Source organism: Sulfurirhabdus autotrophica (assembly GCF_004346685.1).
Lineage (GTDB): Bacteria > Pseudomonadota > Gammaproteobacteria > Burkholderiales > SMCO01 > Sulfurirhabdus > Sulfurirhabdus autotrophica.
On record NZ_SMCO01000030.1, the window covers coordinates 1 to 24,546 of the forward strand.

23 protein-coding genes are annotated in these 24,546 nt (G+C 47.2%); 13 read left to right on the plus strand and 10 right to left on the minus strand.

All coding sequences use genetic code 11. The features are described from left to right. Window positions 1-118: 118 nt before the first annotated feature. The 4 genes from EDC63_RS17170 to EDC63_RS17185 all read left to right on the plus strand — a co-directional run bounded on the left by EDC63_RS17170 (window position 119) and on the right by EDC63_RS17185 (window position 6,420). Window positions 119-526: a hypothetical protein gene (locus EDC63_RS17170; RefSeq protein ID WP_223248284.1), complete on the plus strand. Its 408-nt coding sequence runs from the start codon at window positions 119-121 to the stop codon at window positions 524-526. Between the two features lie 736 nt (window positions 527-1,262). Further along, window positions 1,263-2,294, plus strand: coding sequence for a hypothetical protein (locus EDC63_RS17175; protein WP_124946484.1), 1,032 nt, complete (start codon window positions 1,263-1,265; stop codon window positions 2,292-2,294). A gap of 143 nt (window positions 2,295-2,437) precedes the next feature. Further along, the gene (locus EDC63_RS17180) at window positions 2,438-4,033 is read left to right on the plus strand and encodes a DUF4328 domain-containing protein (RefSeq protein ID WP_124946485.1); all 1,596 of its coding nucleotides are present in this window, start codon (window positions 2,438-2,440) and stop codon (window positions 4,031-4,033) included. A gap of 638 nt (window positions 4,034-4,671) precedes the next feature. After that, a complete protein-coding gene (locus tag EDC63_RS17185) occupies window positions 4,672-6,420 on the plus strand; it encodes a protein adenylyltransferase SelO (protein ID WP_124946486.1) in 1,749 nt (582 codons plus the stop codon). A gap of 167 nt (window positions 6,421-6,587) precedes the next feature. On the opposite strand, the gene EDC63_RS17190 is transcribed toward EDC63_RS17185, so the two are convergent. From EDC63_RS17190 to EDC63_RS17215, 6 genes are all read right to left on the minus strand, one after another. Beyond that, window positions 6,588-8,360: a nickel-dependent hydrogenase large subunit gene (locus EDC63_RS17190; RefSeq protein ID WP_124946487.1), complete on the minus strand. Its 1,773-nt coding sequence runs from the start codon at window positions 8,358-8,360 to the stop codon at window positions 6,588-6,590. 6 nt (window positions 8,361-8,366) lie between these two features. Beyond that, window positions 8,367-9,728: a (Fe-S)-binding protein gene (locus tag EDC63_RS17195; protein WP_124946488.1), complete on the minus strand. Its 1,362-nt coding sequence runs from the start codon at window positions 9,726-9,728 to the stop codon at window positions 8,367-8,369. Then, on the minus strand, window positions 9,725-10,378 hold the full coding sequence (locus EDC63_RS17200) for a nitrate reductase (RefSeq protein ID WP_124946489.1): 654 nt from the start codon (window positions 10,376-10,378) through the stop codon (window positions 9,725-9,727). Before EDC63_RS17200 ends, EDC63_RS17195 begins: the two co-directional genes overlap by 4 nt. A 2-nt stretch (window positions 10,379-10,380) precedes the next feature. After that, complete coding sequence (locus EDC63_RS17205; RefSeq protein WP_124946490.1) at window positions 10,381-11,436, minus strand: hydrogenase small subunit; 1,056 nt, start codon at window positions 11,434-11,436, stop codon at window positions 10,381-10,383. A 73-nt stretch (window positions 11,437-11,509) separates the two neighbouring features. Further along, complete coding sequence (locus EDC63_RS17210; protein WP_124946491.1) at window positions 11,510-11,941, minus strand: hydrogenase expression/formation C-terminal domain-containing protein; 432 nt, start codon at window positions 11,939-11,941, stop codon at window positions 11,510-11,512. Beyond that, window positions 11,942-12,406, minus strand: a complete 465-nt coding sequence (locus tag EDC63_RS17215; protein ID WP_124946492.1) for a HyaD/HybD family hydrogenase maturation endopeptidase — start codon at window positions 12,404-12,406, stop codon at window positions 11,942-11,944. A 918-nt stretch (window positions 12,407-13,324) separates the two neighbouring features. Between EDC63_RS17215 and EDC63_RS17220 the strand changes: the two genes are divergently transcribed. The 6 genes from EDC63_RS17220 (at window position 13,325) to EDC63_RS17245 (ending at window position 18,655) form a co-directional block, all read left to right on the plus strand. Continuing rightward, a complete protein-coding gene (locus EDC63_RS17220; protein ID WP_124946493.1) occupies window positions 13,325-15,583 on the plus strand; it encodes an EAL domain-containing protein in 2,259 nt (752 codons plus the stop codon). Between the two features lie 193 nt (window positions 15,584-15,776). Continuing rightward, entirely contained in the window at window positions 15,777-16,001 is a 225-nt protein-coding gene (locus EDC63_RS17225) for a HypC/HybG/HupF family hydrogenase formation chaperone (RefSeq protein ID WP_262982226.1), read from the plus strand. Further along, a complete protein-coding gene (gene hypA / locus EDC63_RS17230; protein WP_124946495.1) occupies window positions 15,994-16,344 on the plus strand; it encodes a hydrogenase maturation nickel metallochaperone HypA in 351 nt (116 codons plus the stop codon). The genes EDC63_RS17225 and hypA overlap by 8 nt, the downstream gene beginning before the upstream one ends. 65 nt (window positions 16,345-16,409) lie before the next feature. Next, the gene (hypB, locus tag EDC63_RS17235; protein WP_124946496.1) at window positions 16,410-17,216 is read left to right on the plus strand and encodes a hydrogenase nickel incorporation protein HypB; all 807 of its coding nucleotides are present in this window, start codon (window positions 16,410-16,412) and stop codon (window positions 17,214-17,216) included. Window positions 17,217-17,246: 30 nt separating this feature from the next. Beyond that, window positions 17,247-18,356: a hydrogenase formation protein HypD gene (gene hypD, locus EDC63_RS17240; protein WP_124946497.1), complete on the plus strand. Its 1,110-nt coding sequence runs from the start codon at window positions 17,247-17,249 to the stop codon at window positions 18,354-18,356. After that, complete coding sequence (locus EDC63_RS17245; RefSeq protein WP_124946498.1) at window positions 18,353-18,655, plus strand: hypothetical protein; 303 nt, start codon at window positions 18,353-18,355, stop codon at window positions 18,653-18,655. The genes hypD and EDC63_RS17245 overlap by 4 nt, the downstream gene beginning before the upstream one ends. Before the next feature lie 83 nt (window positions 18,656-18,738). Here the strand turns inward: EDC63_RS17245 and hfq are convergent, their stop codons facing one another. Continuing rightward, window positions 18,739-18,993 carry an RNA chaperone Hfq gene (gene hfq / locus EDC63_RS17250; protein ID WP_124946499.1) on the minus strand — a complete coding sequence of 85 codons (255 nt, stop codon included), beginning with the start codon at window positions 18,991-18,993 and terminating at the stop codon, window positions 18,739-18,741. Between the two features lie 297 nt (window positions 18,994-19,290). Further along, a complete protein-coding gene (locus EDC63_RS17255; protein ID WP_124946500.1) occupies window positions 19,291-19,761 on the minus strand; it encodes an aminoacyl-tRNA deacylase in 471 nt (156 codons plus the stop codon). A gap of 134 nt (window positions 19,762-19,895) precedes the next feature. Here EDC63_RS17255 and EDC63_RS17260 point away from each other — a divergent pair, with 134 nt between their 5' ends. After that, window positions 19,896-20,921 carry a ribonuclease Z gene (locus EDC63_RS17260; RefSeq protein ID WP_124946501.1) on the plus strand — a complete coding sequence of 342 codons (1,026 nt, stop codon included), beginning with the start codon at window positions 19,896-19,898 and terminating at the stop codon, window positions 20,919-20,921. A 106-nt stretch (window positions 20,922-21,027) separates the two neighbouring features. Next, window positions 21,028-21,231 (plus strand): dodecin family protein, encoded by a 204-nt coding sequence (locus tag EDC63_RS17265; protein WP_124946502.1) that lies wholly within the window; start codon window positions 21,028-21,030, stop codon window positions 21,229-21,231. A gap of 46 nt (window positions 21,232-21,277) precedes the next feature. Here the strand turns inward: EDC63_RS17265 and EDC63_RS17270 are convergent, their stop codons facing one another. Continuing rightward, a complete protein-coding gene (locus tag EDC63_RS17270) occupies window positions 21,278-22,576 on the minus strand; it encodes an MFS transporter (protein ID WP_124946503.1) in 1,299 nt (432 codons plus the stop codon). Between the two features lie 125 nt (window positions 22,577-22,701). On the opposite strand from EDC63_RS17270, the gene EDC63_RS17275 reads away from it, so the two are divergent. After that, window positions 22,702-23,172: a YehS family protein gene (locus tag EDC63_RS17275; protein WP_124946504.1), complete on the plus strand. Its 471-nt coding sequence runs from the start codon at window positions 22,702-22,704 to the stop codon at window positions 23,170-23,172. A gap of 129 nt (window positions 23,173-23,301) precedes the next feature. Here EDC63_RS17275 and EDC63_RS17280 read toward each other — a convergent pair whose 3' ends face one another. Beyond that, a complete protein-coding gene (locus tag EDC63_RS17280; RefSeq protein ID WP_124946505.1) occupies window positions 23,302-24,234 on the minus strand; it encodes a peptidase M10A and M12B matrixin and adamalysin in 933 nt (310 codons plus the stop codon). Between the last annotated feature and the right edge of the window lie 312 nt (window positions 24,235-24,546).

Consider the following 24,546-nt stretch of genomic DNA (forward strand, 5'->3'; position numbering starts at 1 on the left):
GCGAAAGCTGATTCATGTCGCCTTCGGTGTACTTAAATCAGGAAAATATTTCGATCCGACTTTGCATGGGGGTTGACTTGGATAACAGTATCTACCCAAGCAGGCAGGACAATAATCAATGAATATCCATGAAAACGGCAATAGCATGAAAACACTTTTTTCCTTGATAGAATCCCCCTCCCACCCCGATTTCAGAGACTTGTATCAGAGATTGGGCATTGAGGAAGAGTATTTCGATACTGCCCGTAATCTTCACAGAGCATTACAGAAGCAGCCACCAGATTTTTTTGTGGGAGAATTCATTTACGGCTATGGCAACAATTACGCTGGGGCCAATGTTTCTAATCTGGATGTCACCCTCAGGTCACTGCAATGTATGGCACCACAGGCAAAGATCATTGTGTTCGTGCATCCTCGTGAAGAACCCTATATAGGTAAGTTGCTGGAACTGTTTCCTGTCCATGCAGTGTTGCACTATCCGGTGAGCGAACAAGACATGCAGGCAGCTTTGCAAATTCCAGAGTAATCTTTTTATCAGGCATACATCCAAGGCCTTGATCTTTTTCTATGAGCAGTTGTTTTCATATGGGAAGAGTAGTCTTATCAACAGAAGTTATTGAAGTGGCACGCATAGTTGGGGCCTGATAGAGAAAATAAAGTCTGTAACAGGAACTTACGTAAGAAGCAATGCCGGCGAATTGCCGAAACTGCTGTGTACTTAACCAGTTTGTTACGGAGGCACGAACTACCGCCCCCGATCCCCAGCAGTCAATGATCACCTTACCATACAAGGTCTGTTCAACATCATAAAACAGACCTGTTGGTACCGGTCAGAAATTCATAACAATATGCATTTTTTGCCGATAGATGGCTGACCATGATCTAAGCGAAAGAACTAAATAACAAACAGTTAATATGAAATCGCTTGGTCAGTGCCTAACCCGTATAGATGGTCAATCTTTAACTGGCATCAACACCTAACCGTACATGAACTGCGTAATACAGTTTTCCGGAAAACCGCATAATTGCTACTTCCTGACCAATATCCAAATTCCCACCTAATTGTCACTCTCCCGATTAAGGCTTAAGCCTTAATTAGTAACCTTTCGTCATTAATCAATGTTATCGTGGCGCATGCTGACAAGCAACATCTGATATCCAGCAATGATTGATCACAGAATCAATCATTGCTGGATTGTTAGGTTGGTTGGCTACGTGGGGAATAAGTCTCTGATCGCCTTTATTATAAAGAGTTACAAAGCATGAACGTCACTGTTCAGCCTATTAAAGTAAATCGCACACAAAAGCGAGTACAGCGGTGGCTGTTGTTATTTATAATGGTGCTTACCACCTTTCCCACCTCATCTTTCGCAATTAGCCTCAACCCTTCATCGGTGAAAGGAATAGCAGAGGCTTATGGTTTCATCCTCATGCAAGAATATTCATTGTCGCGTATAGAGAAGGATTTCCCCGAATTATCAGACAGAGTGGGATTGGCCCGCGCTCAATTTGGTTCAACATTTCCAGATATAAAATCCCAGTTGGAAGCGCAGATCAAGAAAGCTATGGGGGATAAGCAATTTCAAAAAACAGCTACCACACTGCAAACCAAAATCCGGGAAGCTTCCGGTCGCCAACGAATCACGAGAGATATTGCGGTCAACTTCCTTGATCAAGTCAAAGCAAGGTCGAATGGCGAGATTGAAAGCCCAGTACTTGAGTACATGTTGGCCGTGAAATACACGTCCCATCCCGTAGACGAGTTCACGGATGGTTTCCGGCAGCGCTACCACACTGACGGTGCGGGTAAATCTCAAGGCGTCCAGCTAAATTTGCAACTCCCTCGATCTTGGACCGCAAAGGAGGGTGAGCGGCCTCACATCGTTCAAAAGTGGGTAAGTGAAAATGGTACGGGCTCAGAAATAATCCACCTAGATATTCAAGACGCGCAGGGATATAACCCGACAAAAAAAGAAATGGAGAAATATGTCAGATCTGGCGAGGCAAAGAATTCTGTTCCTGATGGTTTTAAATATGTAGCTTCAGGCAATTTCACCTTGGAAGGGCAAACCGGATATTGGCTACAAATAGCCATGCCCCTCGAACGGGCTGGAATAAAAATGTATCTAGACTCATTGGCGTACCAATTTTACTTTCAAGGAAAATCAATTGGGCTCATGTGCCAAGCAGGTGGCCCAGAAAGCGAAAAAAACAATGTGAATGAGGCGTTTAAACGAATCCAGCCACTATGCCAACAAGTATTGAATAGTCTCGTGTTAATGCAAGGGTATTAACTTTAACTGACAATTAAACTGGGGGGTGTGAAAGGTTTGGCTTACTCACATTTGTATGTGGCGATTTGGGTTTTATTGCAAGCTGGCAAGGTAATGACCAGCGCGCAGCTTGAACACGTGTATTGACTTTACGGGATCATTAGATGAACCAAAAAAAACTCGGTAATGCGAAAAACCTCCTTTTTATAGCTTTAGGTATCGACATGGTTGTCAACGCCTTGGGGGCAATATCTGACATCTGGATGATTGGAGTTTTCAATGACATCCGTTTTGGGGTTTCCACCGCTAATCAATCCACGATTAGCTCCCTTGAGTTTGGGGAGATGATGACCAACATCATGCTATTGACGCTGGTTGGTGTTGGCCTGGCACTATTGCACTGGTTGGGGGCGTGCTACGTGTATGCTAAGGAAACCTTGAAAGCGAATGGTTTCGCGCACGAAGGTTGGAAAACATGGGGCTGGATATTGCCCTTCATAAACGTATTTAAACCCTACCAGGTACTCAGCGAAATCTACAAAGTTGGATCGACTGACTATATTGGAGGCGATGCGTGGAAAAGAACATCCGGATCGAGGTCACTCCTTATCTGGTGGTACTTTTGGGTTGTCACGCATATGATCATGTTGGGCATTGGGAAGCAACAAGTGTTAATGGGTTTGAACTCAGAGGCGCCCACTTTGGTCCAGATCATTGGTATGTACTACATGAGCATTACAGTTTGCGTGATCTCTTTCATTGTTTCGGCCCTCTGGTTTGTTGTGGCTGGAAACCTCACGAAGCGGCTGCTCAATAGTTCGACCCGCGCGACGGTTTTGGAAGCGCCAATTGTTTCTCCGCCCTCCTATGTCGAAATGGCTCCAAGTGTGGCCAAGCTCTCCAGTGAGGCTTTAAAGATCACCAAAATTACTATAGTTGAGCGGATTAGGCCAAAACGTTCACTCCTGATAGCAGCTTTGTTTGGCACAACTTTTTTTCTTCTCTTATTCGCCAACGGTTACCTTGATGCCCAAAGGTTTGTTGCAGAAAACAGCCTCGAGAACCAGGTGTTCAAGTATTACGACCGGCACCTCACGCAAAACAAAGGCAACCACAACCATACAGAAGATAAGATTGCATCGGATACACCGCCCAACCTTTTGCTAAACAAGCGCAATGGTTTTTACCTTACCGATGAAGACATTACTGGACTTTCATCGCGATGCACAGAGCGAGTGGTACAAGTTATCAATAACTTTAAGAACGCAAAAGGAAGCACGACGATTCCATCAGACGTGCTACGCCAGTTGCTTGCTGATAAGGAATGCAGCTTTTACGAACCAAAGATTGCAGATTACCTTTCTTTAGGTAAGTACACGCTAGACGCTCTGGTAGCAACTGCTCTTGCGTTTGCCCTGTGTTTGTTAGCCTTTTGGGTTCTAACATATTCTCATCTCGGGTGGCGGCGCATTGCTGTTATTTTCGGCCCCCTATGCGGAGTTGGGTTTATCGTTCTAATGATCGATAGTTATGAAACGAAGCCATTCGCCCCTTTCATTATTGCAATAGCGGTTGCCATCGCATCCTCAGGAGCCATTGTTATCGGGCGAGAGACCTATTTATGGGTGTGGCGAGGATTCGGCAAAAATAGAAGCGCAGAAAAGGGAAGTTCTTTGTTCTGTAAAAAATGTGGCACTGAGGCTGTTGCAGATGCAAAATTCTGCAATAGTTGCGGAGGAGTGCTAAATCAAGCTGATTGAACGCGTGTTCGAAGCTGCCGGGAATCAGTTGTCGTTCAAGGCCTACCACAAGGATGTAAATCAGCGCGCAATTTTGCCAGGAAACAAGCATGGTCTTTTACCAACTGTTCTTTCCCTCTGTTCAATTACATGCGACTTGTGCTGGTTTTCTACACAGTAGAAAATCCTCTTTCCGACAATTCGCTCGATGTAACGACTGTTGTTCACTAATTTCGGACAGTCAACTACAATAACTCGACGACTATTCCTGGCACTTAGTCGACCGATAAAATAATCTCCTTACATGATGCGTAATTGAATTAAATCGGCCGGCAAACCTTGTTTCGATTTAGGTGATGGGTTTGGAAAGAAATACGTAGTCACGATTGGCGAAGCTGGATTTTCTCTGGTGAACAGAGCAAACTACGATTCTAGCCATATGAAAGTGGCAGCCGTGGGCACAGCGAGTATTTCCTCGCAAAGGCATTTCCAAGTCAACGCCAACTATCCAGAACTCGACAACCGATATTTGGCTCCTGTGCTTGAAATGCCTGGCCGCTAGTGATGTTGAGTGATTGTTTTATCTTGCTGTGTTTCTGTCTGCCAAATAACATGCATTTTGATTTTTTAATATTTTGATATTTTGTGATTTTAAGAAAATGGATTCTCCCGTACCGCTCTCTTTCACCGCCTTTCTTCAGTTCGCAGACTACTCGCTGCTTAGATCTCTCACCGTCGATCCCGAGCAGGCTCGCCATGCCCCAAACAAGATGCCCCGCCAGGTCAAGTCTGGTCACTACGTTGAGGTTCTTCCGACGCCTCTGCCGGACCCTCATTACGTCATCCACAGCCTAAGTTTTTTCCGTGAGCTAGGCTTGTCCGAAAGCGCCGCCAGTGAGGCGTCTTTCATGCAATTTTTCACAGGTGATCCAACAGTTGCCGTGAGCGCTGCAAACGCCGATATCGCGTCCCCCCACGTTCGAGCCAGCGGCTGGGCGAGTGGCTACGCCCTTAGTATCTACGGGCAAGAGATGTATCATAATTGCCCTTTCAAGAATGGCAACGGTTACGGAGACGGGCGTGCCATTTCAGTGCTTGAGGTACTTCTCCCTAACGGCCATCGCTGGGAGTTCCAGCTCAAGGGCGGTGGCAGGACCCCTTATTGCCGTGGTGGTGACGGCCGTGCAGTGCTGCGGTCAAGTATCCGTGAGTTTCTTGCGTCGGAAGCGATGGCAGCGATGGGGGTGCCTACTTCCAGGGCACTCTGCCTCTTTGTCTCCCGCAGCGAAACCATCTCGCGTCCCTGGTACTCCCCAGGTGCCAAAACCGAAGAGCCGGACCGCATGGTGGACGAACCGGCCGCGATCACGACGCGTGCCGCTCCTTCGTTTCTCCGTGTCGGACAACTTGAATTGTTCGGGCGGCGGGCGAGAAAAAACGAGCACCCACGTGCCCTCGCGGAGCTCGAGGCGATCTTCCTGCATGCGTTAGAACGAGAGTACCCTGACATCGCCGCTGAGCTGCGTGGTACCGAGGCGACGCTTTCCGACAAAGTCATCGCCGTCGCGCGGGAGTTTGGCGCACGCTTGTCTCGGTTGGCCGCCCATTGGATTCGGGTAGGGTATTGCCAGGGAAATTTCAACAGCGACAACTGCGCAGTAGGTGGGTGGACACTGGATTACGGGCCTTTTGGCTTCATGGAAGCGTATAACCCGATGTTTCAGATGTGGATCGGCGGCGGAGAGCACTTTTCCTTTATGAACCAGCCTATGGCCGCTGCGACAAATTTTCAGATGTTCTGCATGGCCGTGACGCCGCTGCTGGGGCAGGACACGAACGCGATTAAGGCGCTGGGGGATATTGTAGATACATTGCCGAAGTTCATGAACCATGAGATGTATCGTATGTGGGCGGAAAAGATGGGCCTAGCCGAATTTCGCATGGAACTTTTCGCGGAGCTTCATGCGCTCATGACGGAAACGCCAGTGGACTATACGATCTTCTGGCGGGAGCTTTCGAGCCTGCCCAAGCACGTGGCGGCTTTGCGCCCTGGCTTCTACGAGACACGCGGGGGATATGCTCAGGACAGCGTTACGATGGAGGCACGTTGGACGGTGTGGCTGCAGAAGTGGCACGCGGCGCTGGAACAAGAGGGGCGCGAGCCGGCGGACGTGTCGGCGGCAATGAAAAGGGTCAACCCTAAGTACATTCCGAGGGAGTGGATGATGGTAGAGGCGTATCGAAGCGCCACGGACGCCGGGGATTTCAGTCTGGTGCAGAAGTTGCACGATGTTCTGGCCGACCCGTACGGCGAACAGTCTGAGGCAATGGCGGCGCTATATTACAAGAAGAAGGAGGAAAAGTTCTTTGACTTGGGGGGTACGTCGCACTGCAGTTGCTCTTCGTAAGCGGGAAGTGTTCTATCGAATCTGTTGTATGACTGCAATCGGCAGAGGCGAAGAATTGCAATGAATCAGCAGCACTCATTCAGGATACGAGGATGAGCGTTTTTTGATTGCACGAAACATACCGGTAGATTTCCCTTCTAAAACGAATGGATATTATCTGGTCAGATTTATCTCACTTTCACTTTGATCAATTCCTCCCCGTCAGGGTCTACCACATGCACAGCACAGGCAATGCAGGGATCAAAGCTGTGGATGGTGCGTAAAATTTCGATCGGTTGTTTGGGGTCGTGCAGTTTGTGGCCTTTGAGTGCGGCTTCATAGGGACCATCTTTGCCTTGGTCATCACGTGGGCCAGCATTCCATGTGGAAGGGACGACTGCCTGGTAGTTGTCGATTTTGGTGTCTTTGATCACAATCCAGTGTGCCAGCGCGCCGCGCGGCGCTTCCATATAACCTACGCCTTTGGCTGTTTTTGGCCAGGTGGAAGGGTCCCATTGTTTTTCATTGAAGGTTTTGACATCCCCCGCTTTGATGTTGGTAATGAGGTTGTCGTACCAGGTTTGCATGGCGTCTACAATGATTTTTGTTTCCAATGTGCGTGCGGCGGTTCTGCCTAAAGTGGAGTAGAGCCCCTGAACAGGCAAATCCAGTTTTTTCAAGGTCATGCCGACGAGTTCTTTGGTTTGGGCGTGCCCTGTTGCATATAGCATCAGTACCCGTGCCAGTGGCCCGACTTCCATCGCGTGGCCTTTCCAGCGCGGGGATTTCATCCAGGAGTAGGATTTGTCTGTTTCCAGGTTCTGGTAAGGGGGGGTGGGGCCAGTGTAGTTTAAAGTGGTTTCGCCTTTATAGGGGTGCAGGCCTTTGTCTTTTCCGCCGCTATAGTCGTACCATGAGTGAGCAACGAATTCCTGAATCTGGTCGTCAGCGTTTAAATCTACAGGGTGTATGACTGACAGGTCACGGTTCAGAATGACACCGGAAGGGATCAGGTAGCTGGCGGGATCGGACATGCCTTTTTCGGGGAAATCACCATAAGTCATGAAGTTGCCGATGCCTTCGCCCTGAAATGCCCAGTCTTTGTAAAAACCTGCGATGGCTAAAGTGTCTGGAACATAGACCTGATCAACAAAATCACGCATTTTATGGATGATGTTCTTCACCATTTCCAGCCCTACCATGTTGAGGCTGGTTGCTCCTTCGCCGCCGCGATAATGAGGGCCTTTGCCTTGGCCTTCGTGTTCCGGGTGTATGCTGATCGCACAGGGTACCCCTCCTACCAGAAAGTTGGGATGGGGGTTTTTTCCGCCGAAAATGGTGTGTAATTTTGCAACATCGCGCTGCCATGACAAGGCTTCAAGATAGTGCGCCACCGCCATGAGATTGGCTTCTGGTGGCAGCTTGTAGGCTGGGTGACCCCAGTAGCCATTGGTGAAAATTCCCAGTTGGCCTGATTCCACAAACCCTTTTATTTTTTTCTGCATGTCAGCAAAATAACCGGGGGAAGATTTTGCGTAGCTGGAGATGCTTTGTGCCAGTTCGGATGTTTGTTTGGGGTCCGCTTTCAACGCAGAGACTACATCTACCCAATCCAGAGCATGCAGGTGATAGAAATGCATTACATGATCATGCACGTATTGGGCCGCGATCATCAGGTTGCGGATGAGCTGGGCATTAGGCGGTATTGGATATTTCAGCGCATCTTCAACAGCGCGAACAGAAGCAATGCCATGCACTAATGTGCACACACCGCAGATGCGTTGTGCGAAAGCCCAGGCGTCGCGCGGGTCTCGCCCGCGTAAAATAATCTCTATCCCTCTTACCATGGTGCCGGCGCTGGAAGCTCGGGTGATTTCTCCCTGGTCGTTGGTTTCTGCTTCGATGCGCAAATGGCCTTCGATGCGGGTGATAGGATCCACTACGACTGTTTGTGCGGTCATGCTGTTTTATTCCTCTACCAGATTATCTGCAACAAGTTCCAGCAAGCTTTGCATGGTCTTGTCCCAATGGAAGTGCGCCTGACAGTCATCAAAAGTCTGACGGCAGTTAGAGCAGCTGGTGGCTAAAATTTCTGCGCCGGTGTTGTCTACCTGTTTCATTTTGATTTGGAATGCCTGATACCGAATTGCATCAGCACGATGGATGGTGACCACCCCACCGCCACCGCCACAACACCAGTTCATGCCTTTGGTGTCTTCCATTTCCCGAAGTTCCACGCCCAGTCCGGCCAACACATCCCGTGGTGCCTGCGTGGCGCCACCGCGACGTGATACCTGGCAGGGGTCATGGAAGGTGAGTGATTTGTCTATTTTTTTGACCTTGATTTTGCCATTTTGAATGTTTCCGGCCAGAAACTCTGAAATATGCCTGACTTTGAAAGGCAAGGGTTTGCCATATATGTTGGCGCCATTCCAGCGCATTGCCCCGTATGCGTGTCCACACTCCGGCAGGATCAGCAGTTGTGCACCGCAGGCAATGGCAGCATTGATTAGCTTCATGCTCATGTCTTTTTGCCACTGACTATTGCCTGACAGCATGCCGAAGTTGGTGGCTTCATAGCCATCGGTTCGGAAAGTCCAGTTAAGCCCCATGTGATTAAGGACCTTGGCGGTGGCCACGATGGATTCCGGAAATTTCATGATTTCAATGGAAGACATGCTCACAAGGACATCAGCTTTTTCCTTGTCTACCGGGATAGTGACTTCGTGATCATCTGCCAGCCATTCGCAGCGGTCCTTGAATACATCGGCATTGGCACCCAGCGGGCTGCCTTCGCGTTCTGCCCGTTCGGCTACAGCCCATAATTCGTGGGGAACCAGTCCGGCCTGGAACATGCCATGTCGCGCCATGCCCACCAGCGAAGAGATGTCGATTGCCATGGGGCAGATCAGGGTGCAGCGACCGCACATGGTGCAAGAGTCATAAATCAGCTCTTGCCACTCTTCCAGTTCTTCCACCGTAACTTTGCGTTTGAGGTTGAGTGCGCGATAAAAGAATGCAAAGGGGCTGGCTTCTCTTTTGTACGCTTGCTTGAAAGGTTCCAGTTTCCATATGGGTGTGTATTTAGGATCTTTTGTGGCTTCGTAAAAATGGCAGGCATCGGCGCACATGCCGCAATGGATGCAAGATTCCATATACGTTGCGGCCACTGCGCCAAAGTCCCGCACGAAGTGTTTGAGTGCGGTTTGCACCCGCGCATCATCTGTCAGGTCACCTTGCTTGTCGTACCGGATTTCTGGTTTTTTAATAGAGAAACGTGGTTTATCGAGTTCCAGAGGATGCTTGATATTCACGTCAGCATTGCTCATAGTTGCGCTCCTTTACGCGCGAAAAGTGCGCCCGTTGTACCGCGAGATACAAAAACCAATGTGGCATGCATCAATTTGCCAAAGGGGAACCAGATGAAGAGCAGTTCTACAGACAGAATGTGAATAGCCAGCAGTGTTTCGTAGCGTGCTCCCAGATGTGCCGCAGCTAGCAGACCTGTGAATACGGGTGTAATAGTGACAAACCAGCTGAAGTAATCGTCGAAGTTGGAGATGAGCTTTAGAACCGGATTGACCAGTCGCCTCACCATCACTGCAATCAGTGCGCCAATGGTCAGGGCACCGGCAAAATAAATCACGCTATTGGGTAAGTTGGGCCAGGAAATTCCGAAGACATCTTTTAAAAATAAAATATGGGGCAAAAAGCCGAATACAACAATGGCCAGACCGATGTGGAACAAATAGCTGACTGTGACAGTAAATGCAGTACGAGAGGCGAATTCTTTGTGAGGCCAGGAACGTATCACTATCAGTTTCAACGCACCCATCCAGGTGGCAGTGCTGCGTGGCTCAGAAAAATCCGGTTTGCGTTTTTGCAGCAGGATACCTGTCAGCCGCCAAAGCATCCCGAAAATTAAAATGGCGAGAGACCAGTAAAGTGCGGGTCCGCGAGCAAATGAAAGTAAATCCATGGCTATTTGCCTTCTGTAATTTTATCCTGTCTGCTGCGGGTAACCACTGCGGCAATTGCGCCAACTGCTACGCCACCAACTGCTGCTGCTGCGAGGGTTTCAGTGCTGTTCCAGGTGCTGGCAGAAAGAGGCTTGTAAAAGCTGCCTTTATCCCAGAAATCCGGTTCAGAGCAGCCCAGACACCCATGTCCTGACTGAATCGGGAAACTTGTGCCTTCGTTCCATTTTTCAGTGGCGCAGGCGTTATAGGTGGTTGGACCTTTACAACCCAGCTCATAAAGACACCAGCCATTGCGCGCGCCTTCATCATCAAACGTTTTGGCGAATTTTCCCTGATCATAGAATGGACGACGGTAGCATCGGTCATGAATGGTATTGCCATAGAATGCTTTGGGGCGGCCATGTTCATCCAGATCAGGAATGCCGAAAGTCAGTACATGCGCCAAAACACCCGTAATAACTGTAGGAATAGGCGGGCAGCCTGAGACGTTGATGATGGGTTTGTCTTTGATAATGTTAGATACGGAAACCGCACCTGTTGGGTTTGGGTTGGCCTTGGGGATTCCGCCATAGGTTGCGCAAGTACCCACCGCCACAATTGCGGCAGCACCTTTTGCTGTTTCTTTCAGCATGTCCAGATTGCTTATTCCGGCGATGGTGGAGTAAACGCCGCCATGCAAGGTAGGGATAGAGCCATCTACGATTAAAATGTACTTGCCGTAATTATCTTTCATCGCTTGTTCGCGAGCCGCTTCTGCTGCTGTACCGGATGCGGCTTGCAATGTGTGATGATAGTCGAGTGAAATGATGTCAAAGATCAATCCTTCCAGCGTCGGGGAGTGCGAGCGGGTAAGGGATTCAGTACAACCGGTGCATTCCTGAAATGAAAGCCAGATGACCGACTGGCGTCTGGTTTTAGCGAGCGTTTCTGCCATTGCGTAAGCCGCCGATGGGGGCAGTGCCATCATGGATGCCATTGCAGTGCAGAACTTGAGGAAGGAGCGTCGGCTTATGCCACGTTTTGTAAGACTTACTCCCAGATTATCCTGAATCGACATACGTTCCCCCCGCAGTAGAGACTCGTTTCTATTTGGTTATACTAGCTACATGATTACTTAAAGCGATCAATCTTTAATTATTGATTGCAGCAGCTTCCTGTAAATACGCTTTCAACCTTTCGCTCGATTCACTGACATCATCGGGATGGCTTTGCAGAATTTCAGGTACGAAGCCGACCTCAATCACATCCGCCATGATATCTCCTTCTACATTATAGTGAGTAATCCACCAGACGCCAGGGAACATGGTTTCCCGAACTTCGGTAGGCCCGATGGCATCGATGGTGGCGTGTACTTCGCCTTCAGCTAGCACTTCTCGCAGTAACTCGTAGTCGCCGGGGGTGAGGGGGATACCTTGTAAATCGATCGCGCCGCTTTCTCCCTTTTCGATCAGCTCATCCAGCATTTCAGCGAGTTCATATAGAATTGCTACTGCATTGCCGGACTGCCCGGTTTCTTGCGGTTCACTGACTATCTTGATGCCAATTTCATCCAGTTTGCTCATTTATTGCCATTCTCCAATTAAATTGAGTGCCATATTGCATGCTTGCGGAATGGCTGCTGCTACCGCCGGGCTGGGCGCATCGCCCCAGTCTAACAGGTGAGGTTGAATACCGATTAATGCTCGTCTTACTGGTAAATGGCCAGCCAGATGAGCGACTGCCATCAAATCAAGCAGCCCGACTTCATGTACGCTGAACTTGCGATTCGCACCCAGAAAACGGTCCATATCCTCACCGATAAATGTCTGCACTGTACCCGGTGCACATTGTAAGTCAGCAGCATCGATTACTATAAGATTTTCTGCGTCTTCGATTGATCCGGCCAGAATGAAACTCAATGTGCCGCCGTCCATCAGTGTGACATTATCGGGAAGATTACCCAAAGCCTGTAATTGAGAAATGACGTGAACGCCTACCCCCTCGTCGCTTAGTAATGTATTGCCAATACCCAGTACCAAAGTTGTCATTTTGTAGCGTTACTTTTGCGGATGGATGCAATGTACTCGAGCAGTGAGGCAATATTTCCATCTGTAAGCGTAAATCGATGCTGTTTAATGTTGCCCGTTTTTAAAGTGTTTTGAATCGCATCATTATCTGAAGTGAATTGAATCGGACCACTTGCATGGCATTGGGTACATCTTTCCTTAAAAATTTGCTGGCCTGAAGAGGATTCGGCGTGAGCAGATCCAAAGTACAGAAAAATGCAAACCGGCATTAACGTAAAACAGGTGCGACTCATGGCCCAGCTCTCAATTTTTATTGTTTTCTCAATTAGATATTAGCAGTTCAATAGGTAATTTCAACCAACTAGAATGGTCGGGTATTCTTGGGTCGAGATGTGTTTTTTATTGATTAGCAGAGTGTGAATTCATTTTTTTCAGCAATATTTGAAAATTAAATAGCGTGAAGTTTAATCAGTCAGGTTTTTAAAAATAAATGTAAAATCTGGCCCGATTTTTGCATTAACTTACCTCGTGGGGTAGAGCAACAATAAATGCAGGAAAGGGGGCGTTGCTCTAATACCTTAATATTTTACATTTTTTGACTTTTTTGCTCATTTTTTGCTCAGATGATATCTCGGCACAATTGTTAACTTTTTGACAGAAATGGGCACATTATTACTTTGAGTGCACAAGAATGGGGCGGCTTTTGCATTCCCTTTTAGTTTGATATTTGTGTCACCTGTTTTATGCAACAAGCTGTTTATTAATCATTTATCACCATATTAATCTTATTTGGAATTTTGGCTGTTTTTTGTCTGAGGCAGGTTTTTACGTATGCCTCGCACAACCGGGATTTCCGGCTGCCTTAAAAGGCACTGATATCTCAGGCAATGCATAACAACTTAAATAAGTAAAAAAATAAGACATGTATATGGAGCGTAAATGAGCATTCGTACACGGTTACTTTTTATCGTAATTTCCGCTTTTTTGTTAATTGGTATTGTAGGGGCAGTTTCCCTCAATCACCTTCAGAAGCTTTCTGAGCAATCTGCCATTGCAGATGCGACACACAGCGCTGAATCGTTATCAGCCTTAATTACCTATGAAGCGTATAAGGCAGGAGGGCTCAATTTCCTTGGGAAGCTTGAAAATCCCCTTTCGCGTGTAAACCAGGATGTGCTGCAGAATATGATCGACCATGTCTACGATCGCGGTCATCGCAATTTGAAAGTTGTGGATAAGTCCAGCCGCATTATTGCCGATTCCGGGCATAGCAAAATCGGTAGCCTGGTTGACACACTTCCTGATCATGCAATTTCACAATTACTCAAAGATGGGCAGCCAAGATCTTTTGTGGAATATAGCCCAGTGTCACAAGAAGAAATACGACAGATTGTGGTTCCCGTGTATGGGAATGGACAGCAAATTATTGGCGCAACCATTTTTGAATATACGTCTTTATATAAAGAAACAGAAAATTTGCTGCGGAAGTCTTTATGGGCCGTGGGCTTGGCTACGCTGATCGCTCTATCGCTGGCATTGATAAGCGGTATTCTGGTTGCTAACAGACTCACTAATGCCTTGCGGGATTTGCGGCGATCAGCGCTCATGATTGCGGCAGGGAAAAACACCAAACACATTGCGCCTGCTTCTTGTCGTGAAATTCAGGATCTTGTGCGTGTATTCAATCGCATGACCCGGAAACTGACGCAAGGTAATGCCGATTTAAAGTATGAGGTAAGTGAACGCACAAAAGCTGAGGCAGCGCTGATTATTATTAACGGCGAGTTGGAACAGCGCGTTAATCAGCGTACCAGCGAACTGTTGGTGATCAATGATCAGATGAAAGGCGAACTTGAAGAGCGTGCGCGCATAGAAGCCAGACTGGAGTTACTGGCACAGTTCGACGGTCTTACCGGATTACCTAACCGGAATTTGTTTCAGGACAGATTGGCAAAATCTGTCCTGCATGCACGATGTCATGATTGCATGTCTGCACTGATGTTTATTGATCTTGATCGTTTCAAAGAAATTAATGATTCTCTAGGCCATGCGGCTGGTGATATTGTGCTAAAAGAAGTGGGTAAGCGGTTACTTTCTGTTGTGAGGACTGTAGACACCGTTGCCAGGTTAAGTGGTGATGAATTTACTGTCATACTTGATCTTGTTCAGTATGCGAACGATGCCGCTGTTGTGGCCGAAAAAATACTGGCCACGCTTTCCCGGCCGATCAATGTGGATGGCAGGGAAATTTTTGTCACAGCCAGTATCGGTATAGCGGTTTTTCCGGTTGGGGATGGCACACATGATGATTTCCTCAGGTATGCAGATATTGCGTTGTACCAGGCTAAAGCAAATGGACGTAATACCTACCACGTATTTTCCACCGAGTTGAGCGAAGGACTTACTCGCCGTATGGAAATTTCAGAGCAGTTAAGGCGTGCGGTTGAGCGCAATGAATTTTCGTTGCATTACCAACCGATTGTGTCAGTTTCAACAAGAAAAATAACAGGGGTTGAAGCCTTGTTGCGGTGGAGCAATCATCTGATTGGAGAAGTGCCTCCGGAGGAATTCATACCGATAGCAGAAGAAATCGGCATCATTGAAAAAATTGGTGAGTGGGTGCTTGCTACCGCATGTAATGAATCAAAACTGTGGCGTGAGAGTGGTCACGACCCTATCCTGCTGTCCGTCAACTTGTCACCGAAGCAATTTCGAAATCTGGAACTGGCAGAAATTATTGCCAGCATTATGAAAAACGCTGGTTTTGATCCGGAGTGGCTTGAAATTGAAATTACCGAAAGCGCGTTGATGGACCGTTCAGAGGGAACGTTGCACAAATTGGAGGCTCAGGGCGTCAAAATTGCCATTGATGATTTTGGAACGGGTTATTCCAGTTTGAGCTATTTAAAGCGCTTCCCTGTTCATCGTTTGAAAATTGACCAGTCATTTATTCAGGATATTACCACCGATCCGGATGATGCCGCGATTGTGTCAGCGATGGTTGCCCTGGCAAAGTCATTAAGGCTCGCCGTTACTGCTGAAGGTGTTGAAACAACGGAACAACTTGGATACTTGCAATCCATACAATGCGATGATTTTCAGGGGTACTATTACAGCAAGTCACTTACTGCAGAGGATTTGCAGTCCATGTTGAGTAAACAGGTAATGAACCAAAACACTGCATTTCTGGTTGCATAAACCTTCATCACCAGGTTAAAAGATAGTTCCCCTTTAAAGAGGAATATTATCCACAAAATGCCAGCTTTTTGCATCAATGTGAACCGCACAAGATAAAATCTTGTGTTGAATTCAACGTTGCCCCCTTCGATTTTCCACTATACTAATTACACAATCTTGTTCGGTAGAAAAACTGATGTGTCTTGGAATTCCCATGCAAGTACTGGCAGTTGATGGCTTTATTGCGCGTTGCGGTGCCAAAGGCATTGAGCGCGATGTAAGCCTTTTTTTGATGCAGGATGAGCCTGTTCAATTGGGTGATTTTGTCATGGTCCACGTGGGATATGCTATTCAGAAAATGACTGAAGAACATGCCCGCTCCGCCTGGGAACTTTACGACGAAATGCTGGCTCTGGAGGGAGCAGTGCCTGGTGCATGAGTTATCAGTGTGTCAGGCGCTCATCATTCAAGTTCAGGAAATCGCCAAACAACATGATGCATTGGCTGTAAAACTGATCAAGCTGCAGATTGGTCCATTATCAGGTGTTGAGGCCAGCTTGCTCGAAAATGCCTTCCCTTTGGCCAGTGCAGGCACTGTAGCCGAAAATGCGGTTTTGTACATTGACCGACTGCCAGTGCGGGTCCGCTGCCAGCAATGCGGTGCAGAAACAGAAGCGGCAGCCAACCGGCTGATATGCGGGCAATGCGGGGATTATCATACGCAGTTGATTTCCGGAGATGAAATGCTGCTGGCCAGCGTGGAACTGACAAAAGAATCCTGAGCATATAAAGCAAAAATTCAAGTTATTCTGACAAAGATATTTTGGTGATAAATTCGAGGTCATTTATGTGCAATACCTGTGGTTGCAACATTACCCCCGGCAATAAGCACTTTGCCTATAAGCCAGTAGAAGGCGGCACAACTGCGGTGTCTGTTTTGAAAAACCTGTTGGCAAAAAACGATGATCAAGCCGTCCACAATCGGCAGCACTTTGATAGTCACGGAGTGCTTGCGATCAATTTGATGTCCTCCCCCGGTTCTGGCAAGACAGCTTTGCTGGAAGCGACGATCGATGCCTTGAAACACGAATTTCGGATTGCCGTCATTGAGGGCGACCTTGAAACGGAAAATGATGCGGATCGCATTCGTGCCAAAGGCGTACCAGCGATCCAGATCACTACCGGAAGTGCGTGCCACCTGGATGCCCACATGGTGCATGATGCGTTGCATAGCTTACCTCTGGAAGGGCTGGATATTCTGTTTATCGAAAATGTGGGCAATCTGGTATGCCCGGCCAGTTTTGATTTGGGTCAGCACCGGAATATTACGTTGCTTTCGGTCACCGAAGGGGATGATAAACCCGCCAAGTACCCTGTCATGTTTCGCGCGGCTGACGCCATTGTGCTGACCAAAACAGATTTGTTGTCTGTGCTGGATGATTTTGATCCGCAGCGCGCAGAGCGATTTGTGCGTGAGTTAGCATCTAATGCACCGATGATGCATTTATCTGCCAGAAAGCAGATTGGGCTGGATGTCTGGTTTGACTGGTTGCGTCAAGAGTTGCACGCCCAGCGCGACAGGGTGAATCAAGGTAAAACCGCTCGCCCCAAAATTCAACCAGAAGGTGTTCAGTTGCATGTGAGCACGGTGTAAATGTTTATCTGTATTGTCAGGTGCATCTGAATGAAATTATCTGCCAAAGAATGGCTGGACAAAATTCAGGCATTACCGCTGGAAAGAAAAATCAAAATCATGAACGTGTGTGGCGGTCATGAACGCTCCATTACGATGGCGGGATTACGTAGCGCACTGCCAAAGCATATTGAGCTGATTCCAGGGCCGGGCTGTCCGGTTTGTGTATGCCCTGAAGAAGACGTGTATCAGGCAATTCAGCTCGCCCTTCATGAACCCATTATTTTAGTGGCCTTTGGCGACATGTTGCGAGTGCCAGTGAATGTCGCCAAGGGTGAGATACGTTCTCTTGATGAAGCCAAAGCAGCGGGTGCGGATATTCGCCCTATTGCCTCACCCGCAGAAGCTGTACAGATTGCAAGGGAAAACGCTGGAAAAACCGTTGTTTTTTTCGCGGCGGGTTTTGAAACGACCACTGCGCCTGTAGCCGCGATGCTGGCTGAAGGTGTCCCGGAAAACTTGTCCGTACTGCTCTCCGGAAGATTAACCTGGCCAGCTGTAGCCATGCTGCTGGATAGCGAATTGCCGGGGTTCGATGCGCTGGTAGCACCTGGGCATGTGGCTACGGTAATGGGGCCAGAAGAATGGCAGTTTGTGGTAGAAAAACACAAAATGCCTGCGGCTGTAGCTGGTTTTTCACCAGAAAGCTTATTGGCGGCGATGTATTCAGTGCTGCGCCAGTTGTTGGAAGGCGAACGCTTTTTAGATAATTGTTATCCAGAAGTAGTTCGTACTGGCGGAAATCCGGTTGCTCAGCGATTTTTTGCCCACACCATGGATATCGTGGATGCCAACTGGCGGGGAGTGGGTGTTATCCCGCATTCCGGATTTGAACTGAATGCCTTGTTTCAAGCACGCAATGCCCGGCTTCAGTTTCCATCCTATGAAGATGTTTCTCGCAAACGTGCCGGGCAAATGCCGCCGGGTTGCGATTGCGCAAAAGTCGTGCTTGGTAAAATCTACCCCAATCAATGCCGCATCTACGGTAAAGCTTGCACGCCACGCTCACCCGTTGGGCCTTGTATGGTTTCAGATGAAGGAGCGTGTCGCATATGGTGGTCATCGGGCGTGCGTGAAGCTCAAAAGGCAGTGCTGACTTGATTAAGATACCCGCGGCATGCTTGCGTAGTCTGTTGGTAGTGGCGTTCATGAGTTATTACACAGTGACAATGGCGGCTGAAATCCCTTTTGAAAAATTTCGCATACTTGATGACGGGATGTCAGTAGCTGAAGTCGTGCTGTTGGCAGGTGAGCCGGACAGGGAAACACATGTACAGTCCCATAGATGGGTGTCGAGAAAAATTTGGTATTACATACCCAAGGATCGATCAGGGTGGTTGACCACAATTACTTTTGATAACAATGGGCGGGTTTTTTCGATAGAACGTGTTAAGCCATAAAGTATTTGGAAGGGTTGTTTGGTATCCCGTTCTGTTTAGATTTGCCTGGCAGATCTAAATATCGATATTACGTTAAGTCAAAATCAAACTTCATCCGGCTTTGCATCTCGTGCTGGAAGTTGCACCTGACGTGAAGGTGAAATGGTAGAGATAGCGTGCTTGAAAATGGTCTGGGTGACGTTGTCGTGACCTTTAAGCATGATGATATATTGGTCAAACGATTCAATTTTGCCCACCAGCTTGATACCATTCACCAGGAAAATGGAAACCGGTATATGTTCCTTACGCAGCGTATTCAGGAACGGTTCTTGCAATGAAACATAATCTTTTTGGCCCATGCGGCCTCCCTGCTTATTAATATTTAGAAACTAAACCAGCGTAAATGAAAGTCGTACATAAGATGAATATAGCATAGAACCGATCACTAAAATATCGGCAATAAAATTATTAGGTGATTTGGAGTTTAAAGTCATTACGAAAGAAGTGAATTGTGCTGTTCACAGCGGGAACAATATCAAGTGAATTTAACTGTTTTTACGTAAAAAAAACCGCTACCAGTGCGCATATGCTGGAATGGTCGTCAAATGACCATTTGTCACAGTTAAGTGACGTAAACTGTACCCACAAAGCAGCCGCTAAATTGAGGAGCTAAATTCCCCGTGCATGGCGGAGCTCATGGCTTCTTCAAACTGTTCGCAACTCATATGAATCAATTCTTCATGGTCACCGGCTTCAAAGTAAATATCTCGGTTTTCCATAAGACTGTCATCCAGAATGGTTTCAATACCATAAGCCAAACCTATTGCAGGGATAGCCCCTCTTTCGCAATCCTGAAACAAGTCAGAAACTTCGCGCTCTGACGCCATTCTGACTTGCCGGCCAGTTTGCCTACGTATCTCACCCAACTTAACGTGGTGAGTCGCGGGTAACACAGCCATCATGTATCCGTTGTCGTCTTCCAGTAATACGGCCTTGGCCAGACAATCCCCTTCAATTTGCGCAGCATACGCAGTTTTAAGGCTGGTTTGTGTGTGGGGATGTTTCACCACGTCATAGGGAATGTCGTGCATGTTCAGGTATTTTTCGATGGTATAAGCAATAGCCATGATCTTTCTCCTTTATGGGAAATCACTGGTAAGCCTTTAATATAGTAGAAATATTGAATAATAAAAGGATAAATAGAGGTTTTTTGGTTATAAATAGTAAGTGAGGTTTGATGATTGTGGCTCGGAGTTAGGTAATGCGTCCTTTGTTTCATCCAAAACTGGTTAATGAGCCATTCGGAGACCCGGGGCTCTTTGTTGATTTTCTGTTTGAAAAACGCGCGCTGTTATTCGACCTGGGTGAAATTCATCATCTTCCACCGCGCAAACTGTTACGCGTCAGCCATGTGTTTGTTTCGCACACGCATATGGACCATTTTATCGGGTTTGATACGCTGTTGCGTATTTGCCTGGGGCGAGAGAAAAAGGTGTTTTTGTACGGACCGCCCAATTTTCTGGAACAGGTAGAGCACAAACTCGCATCTTACACCTGGAATCTGGTGGAAAATTATGCGACAGATTTCACTCTGGTCGTGACGGAAGTGAATCCCGATTGCCATGCGCGCAGCGCAGAATTTCATTGTCAATCAGCGTTCAGGCGAGAAAAAGAGAAAACATGGCGTTTAACCGATAATGTATTGCTGGATGAAACGATGTTTTGTGTGCGATATGCCATGCTTGACCATAAAATTCCAAGCATGGCTTTTGCACTGGAAGAAAAATCACATGTCAATATATGGAAAAATCGGCTGATGGCGCTGGCGTTACCCATCGGGCCGTGGTTAAAAGAATTGAAACGTGCCGTATTGAGCGGGGAACCAGATGACACTTTGATTCGAGCATGGTGGGTCGAAGAAGGTGAGCGCCAGGAAAAAGTTTTTCAATTGGGAAAGCTGAAAGAGCAAGTTGTACGTATCGTACCTGGACAGAAGCTGGCATACGTAACCGATGTGGTTTATCACGCCGAAAATGCCTCAAGAATAGCTGCATTGGCAAGCGGTGCTTATGTGTTATTCATTGAAAGTACTTTCTTACAGCAAGATGTGCAACGAGCAGCAGAAAAATATCATTTAACTGCCTGGCAGGCCGGGATTATTGCGCGCCAGGCTGGCGTTGCAACGGTTATTCCCTTCCATTTTTCTCCTATTTATTCTGGCAATGAGGCGTTGTTGCGGCAGGAGCTTGAAAAAGTATTCTCGCTGGGAATTTGCTTGCCGGCTTAAAAATGTTTGATGCGGTTTGTACTATAGTGAACAGAGGCTGGTTGCGTATTGACAGAGCTCATGCTGAATGCAATCGGGTATCAATAAACAGGTAAGGAGAACTGGCATGTCAAATGTCATGAAGGTCATTGAAGTATTAGCGGAGTCAGATAAAAGTTGGGAAGATGCGGCAGCGCAGGCGGTTACCCGCGCAGGAAAATCCCTGCATGGTATTAAATCCATCTATATCAAGGATTTTGAAGCCAAAGTAGAAGAAGGGAAAATTGTTAAGTACCGGATAAACGCCAATATCTCGTTCCAGCTGGACTGATTAATGTAAGCATAATTAACGCCAATAGCGAGTTAAAAATCAGTTGCTATGACTGATTTTCTTTGCGTAAAGCTACGCGCCTGCCACGCTTCACGTCAATGCCCGCCAAAATAAGTAAACCCGCAACAAAATAACTGCCGGTAATCAAAATGGCAAGTCGATGATCCCCTTTGGAAATCCAGCTTACCAGCCCGTAAGTGATTGGCCCCAGAATGGAAGAAAACTTCACTGCGAGCCCCCACAAGCCAAAAAACTCTGCACGCCGCGCAGCAGGGCTTAAAAAACCGACCAGTGCACGCCCAGCAGATTGACTGGAGCCCATACAGACACCGGCAAGGTTGGCGGCTATCCAAAATTGCGTCGGTCCTTCTGCACCCCATGCCAGTAATATCATTCCGATCCACCCAAACAATGTAAGTGCAATGGTGGGAATGTGTCCTATGCGATCTTGCACGTGGCCAAACAGAAATGCGCCGATGGCCGCAGTGATGTTGACCACAAAAATAAGCATAATGGTTTGTTGCGTAGTGAAATGCATTGCCTGTTGCGCATAGATAGCAGCGAGGGTAATCACTGCCTGAATACCTGCCTGATAAAATACCGTACAGATCAGAAAGCGCCGTAAATCACGGAACTGTTTTGCTCGGCGCAGGGTGTGGCCCAGGCGCGCAAACGATTCCTGAAAAATGTTTAGGCCTTGTAAATGGGGTTGCGGTAAGGCGCGTTCTTTCAAGAACATAAACGTAGGCAGGCTGGAAAGCGCAAATAGCGCAGCGGTAATCAGCATGGTAACAGGGACAAAGTCAGTTGCTTTCTGGTTGTGTCCTTGTGCCCATGTCACATAGGCCAGGCAAGCACCAAGACTTACTAATCCGCCCACATATCCCAGACTCCAGCCCCAGCCGGATACTTTTCCCAGAGCGCGTCCACGGGCCAGCTCCGGTAAGAAAGCCGCGATCAGATTTTCTCCGCATCCATAAAAAAAATTGGAAAAGACGATTAGTGGGATAGTCAGCCACAAACTATTGGGGCCCGCAAAAGCGAGCAGTGCTGTAAATATCACACAGCCAATTGTTGTTGCGGCCAACAGTTTTTTCTTGGCGGCATAGGCATCCGCGTATGCGCCGATGACTGGCGCAAAGAGCATAATGAGTGTGTAGGAAACTGCAAGCGCAAGTGTCCAGGCTAATGTAGCCCACGGAGCGTTGCCTGCCACAACCGAAACAAAATAAGCATTGAAAATGGCAGTGATGACCACCGTGGTATAGCCAGAATTAGCGAAATCATACATTGCCCATGACCAGATTTCTCGAGAAGTGACTGTCTTTGCCAGGGAGCGGTGCATGGTTTTTCTTGACTTATCCGAGTGTGAAAACGATATTGTTATTTATTAGGGTAACGAATGTAAAACATATTCTTTGTTTTGCAGTCTGGTAATCTCAGAAATCAACAAAGTGGAGTAGGTAAACAGTGACAAATAACAATGATGTAATACGAAGTGTTCGCTATGCGCTAGACCTGAGCGAACCAACGATTGTAGATGTTTTTAAACTTGCCGATTATGAAATCGATCGAATAGCCGTATCGAACCTTTTAAAAAAAGAAGATGAACCTGGTTTTGTTGAATGCAGTGATGAGATTTTAGCTTTCTTTCTGGATGGCCTGGTGACTTATAAAAGGGGCAAGCGGGAGGGGGCGGCAGAGGTCGTTCAACCAGAGCCAACGCGTTTAACCAACAATATGATTTTAAAAAAGCTCAGGGTTGCTTTTGAGCTAAAAGAAGAAGATTTGCATGAGATTTTAAAGCTGGCTGATTTTGAATTGTCGAAGCCTGAAATGAGTGCCTTGTTCAGAAAAAAAGGGCATAAGAACTATCGGATTTGTGGTGATCAGTTGCTCCGGTATTTTCTTAAAGGGTTAACTATTCGGTTGCGGGGTTAATTTCTAGTTACGTAAATTTCAAGATGCACATTTTGCATGATGATGGCGCAGGAAAGTACAAATCAAGTGAGCTGGTTTTAGTTGAAAAGAAACCCGCGGCGGGTTTCTTAATTAAGTGATGCTGATTACCTACGCTATTTGCGTTGCCCGGCTTCGTGCAAAACCAAACAAACCTGCAATTCCAGAAGCAAACAGCCATGCGGCCGCTGGAACTGGTACGGCAGTTGGAGCAGAAATTTGCCACCCTGTATCTTTCAGGGCAGCAAAATCCAGTTCCGTAAAGTGTTTACGTGTACCGGCTGCAATGGAAGGGTCCATTGCAACTTCCTGAGAAACGCCATTAACCGTGCTGGTGAGGCCTTGTTGCCAGTGTCCATTATCTGCCAATGGCACTACGCCACCATATAAAGCATCTGAAGCGTTACCTGTGAAGCCGCTGTTCCCTACTAAATTTGCAAAAGAGTTTGCTGTGCCAAACCCTAATACATGGCCCAGTTCGTGCACTGCAACTGAATAGAAATCGAACAGGCCGGAACCTTGAACGGGGTCAGTACTGCCAAAATACCAGTTAGATTGAGCATTATTGAATGTGATTGCGCCGCCCCATGGTCCAAAATCGGTATTCGGATTGCTGTTTGCACCTGTTTGGCCACGGTCCAGGCTGCTGATAAATTGGGATGAGCCACTGGCGCCATATCCACCTGGGCCACCTTCACCCAGTGTGCCTGATCCAAGGTTTTGAGCGCCCACATACACAATCAAAGCATTGCTAGCCACGCTATAGTTGTTCAGGGTAACTAATGCACCAGTAGTGGGATTGCTGAAATTTGCATTGTAGCTATTACTACCAGAAGAGGTAATCGCAGTCAGATTATCTTGTATACGTGAGGTGAATTCACTTGCGGCCTGATTGAGTAATGTCTGGCGGCTGGCGTTTGCACCAGTGAAAAAACCGGATGAGTCATAAGAATAATCAAAAATAATGCTGATAGCTGAGGCCGGCTGGCTGTTAACAAGCGCAGCAAAAGTGAGTGCTGCGCAGAGAGTGATATTCAGTTTCATGTTTGGTGCCCTAAAGATTTGAAAATTTTTTTGGGTGTTGCCCAAAATCCAGATTAATTACTGTTGCATCAAGGAAAGCAATAAATATGCCATTTGTCATATTATGCTGATTTGATAACAAAATGACAATGGTGTGGTGAAAAATTTAATGGAAGTGTAAAATTTCTCGACAAAATTTTGGTATGAAATTGGTGTCAGTCAGAATCTGAATCGGATGTTTTTGGTATCGGTAGTAGTACGCATGGCATCAAATGAACTAACTGCTGTATTGTGGAAATATTTAAAAAATCCGATCAATATTTTAGCGGTTGG

What these genes read in the sequence shown, in the direction of transcription:
- EDC63_RS17280 (WP_124946505.1), bottom strand. Translation starts at nt 24,234, where the DNA reads ATGAAACTGAATATCACTCTCTGCGCAGCACTCACTTTTGCTGCGCTT.
- EDC63_RS17215 (WP_124946492.1), bottom strand. Translation starts at nt 12,406, where the DNA reads ATGACAACTTTGGTACTGGGTATTGGCAATACATTACTAAGCGACGAG.
- EDC63_RS17210 (WP_124946491.1), bottom strand. Translation starts at nt 11,941, where the DNA reads ATGAGCAAACTGGATGAAATTGGCATCAAGATAGTCAGTGAACCGCAA.
- EDC63_RS17270 (WP_124946503.1), bottom strand. Translation starts at nt 22,576, where the DNA reads ATGCACCGCTCCCTGGCAAAGACAGTCACTTCTCGAGAAATCTGGTCA.
- EDC63_RS17260 (WP_124946501.1), top strand. Translation starts at nt 19,896, where the DNA reads ATGCGTCCTTTGTTTCATCCAAAACTGGTTAATGAGCCATTCGGAGAC.
- EDC63_RS17175 (WP_124946484.1), top strand. Translation starts at nt 1,263, where the DNA reads ATGAACGTCACTGTTCAGCCTATTAAAGTAAATCGCACACAAAAGCGA.
- EDC63_RS17185 (WP_124946486.1), top strand. Translation starts at nt 4,672, where the DNA reads ATGGATTCTCCCGTACCGCTCTCTTTCACCGCCTTTCTTCAGTTCGCA.
- EDC63_RS17200 (WP_124946489.1), bottom strand. Translation starts at nt 10,378, where the DNA reads ATGGATTTACTTTCATTTGCTCGCGGACCCGCACTTTACTGGTCTCTC.
- EDC63_RS17265 (WP_124946502.1), top strand. Translation starts at nt 21,028, where the DNA reads ATGTCAAATGTCATGAAGGTCATTGAAGTATTAGCGGAGTCAGATAAA.
- EDC63_RS17195 (WP_124946488.1), bottom strand. Translation starts at nt 9,728, where the DNA reads ATGAGCAATGCTGACGTGAATATCAAGCATCCTCTGGAACTCGATAAA.
- EDC63_RS17205 (WP_124946490.1), bottom strand. Translation starts at nt 11,436, where the DNA reads ATGTCGATTCAGGATAATCTGGGAGTAAGTCTTACAAAACGTGGCATA.
- EDC63_RS17170 (WP_223248284.1), top strand. Translation starts at nt 119, where the DNA reads ATGAATATCCATGAAAACGGCAATAGCATGAAAACACTTTTTTCCTTG.
- hfq (WP_124946499.1), bottom strand. Translation starts at nt 18,993, where the DNA reads ATGGGCCAAAAAGATTATGTTTCATTGCAAGAACCGTTCCTGAATACG.
- EDC63_RS17255 (WP_124946500.1), bottom strand. Translation starts at nt 19,761, where the DNA reads ATGGCTATTGCTTATACCATCGAAAAATACCTGAACATGCACGACATT.
- EDC63_RS17180 (WP_124946485.1), top strand. Translation starts at nt 2,438, where the DNA reads ATGAACCAAAAAAAACTCGGTAATGCGAAAAACCTCCTTTTTATAGCT.
- hypD (WP_124946497.1), top strand. Translation starts at nt 17,247, where the DNA reads ATGAAATTATCTGCCAAAGAATGGCTGGACAAAATTCAGGCATTACCG.
- hypB (WP_124946496.1), top strand. Translation starts at nt 16,410, where the DNA reads ATGTGCAATACCTGTGGTTGCAACATTACCCCCGGCAATAAGCACTTT.
- EDC63_RS17225 (WP_262982226.1), top strand. Translation starts at nt 15,777, where the DNA reads ATGCAAGTACTGGCAGTTGATGGCTTTATTGCGCGTTGCGGTGCCAAA.
- EDC63_RS17220 (WP_124946493.1), top strand. Translation starts at nt 13,325, where the DNA reads ATGAGCATTCGTACACGGTTACTTTTTATCGTAATTTCCGCTTTTTTG.
- EDC63_RS17190 (WP_124946487.1), bottom strand. Translation starts at nt 8,360, where the DNA reads ATGACCGCACAAACAGTCGTAGTGGATCCTATCACCCGCATCGAAGGC.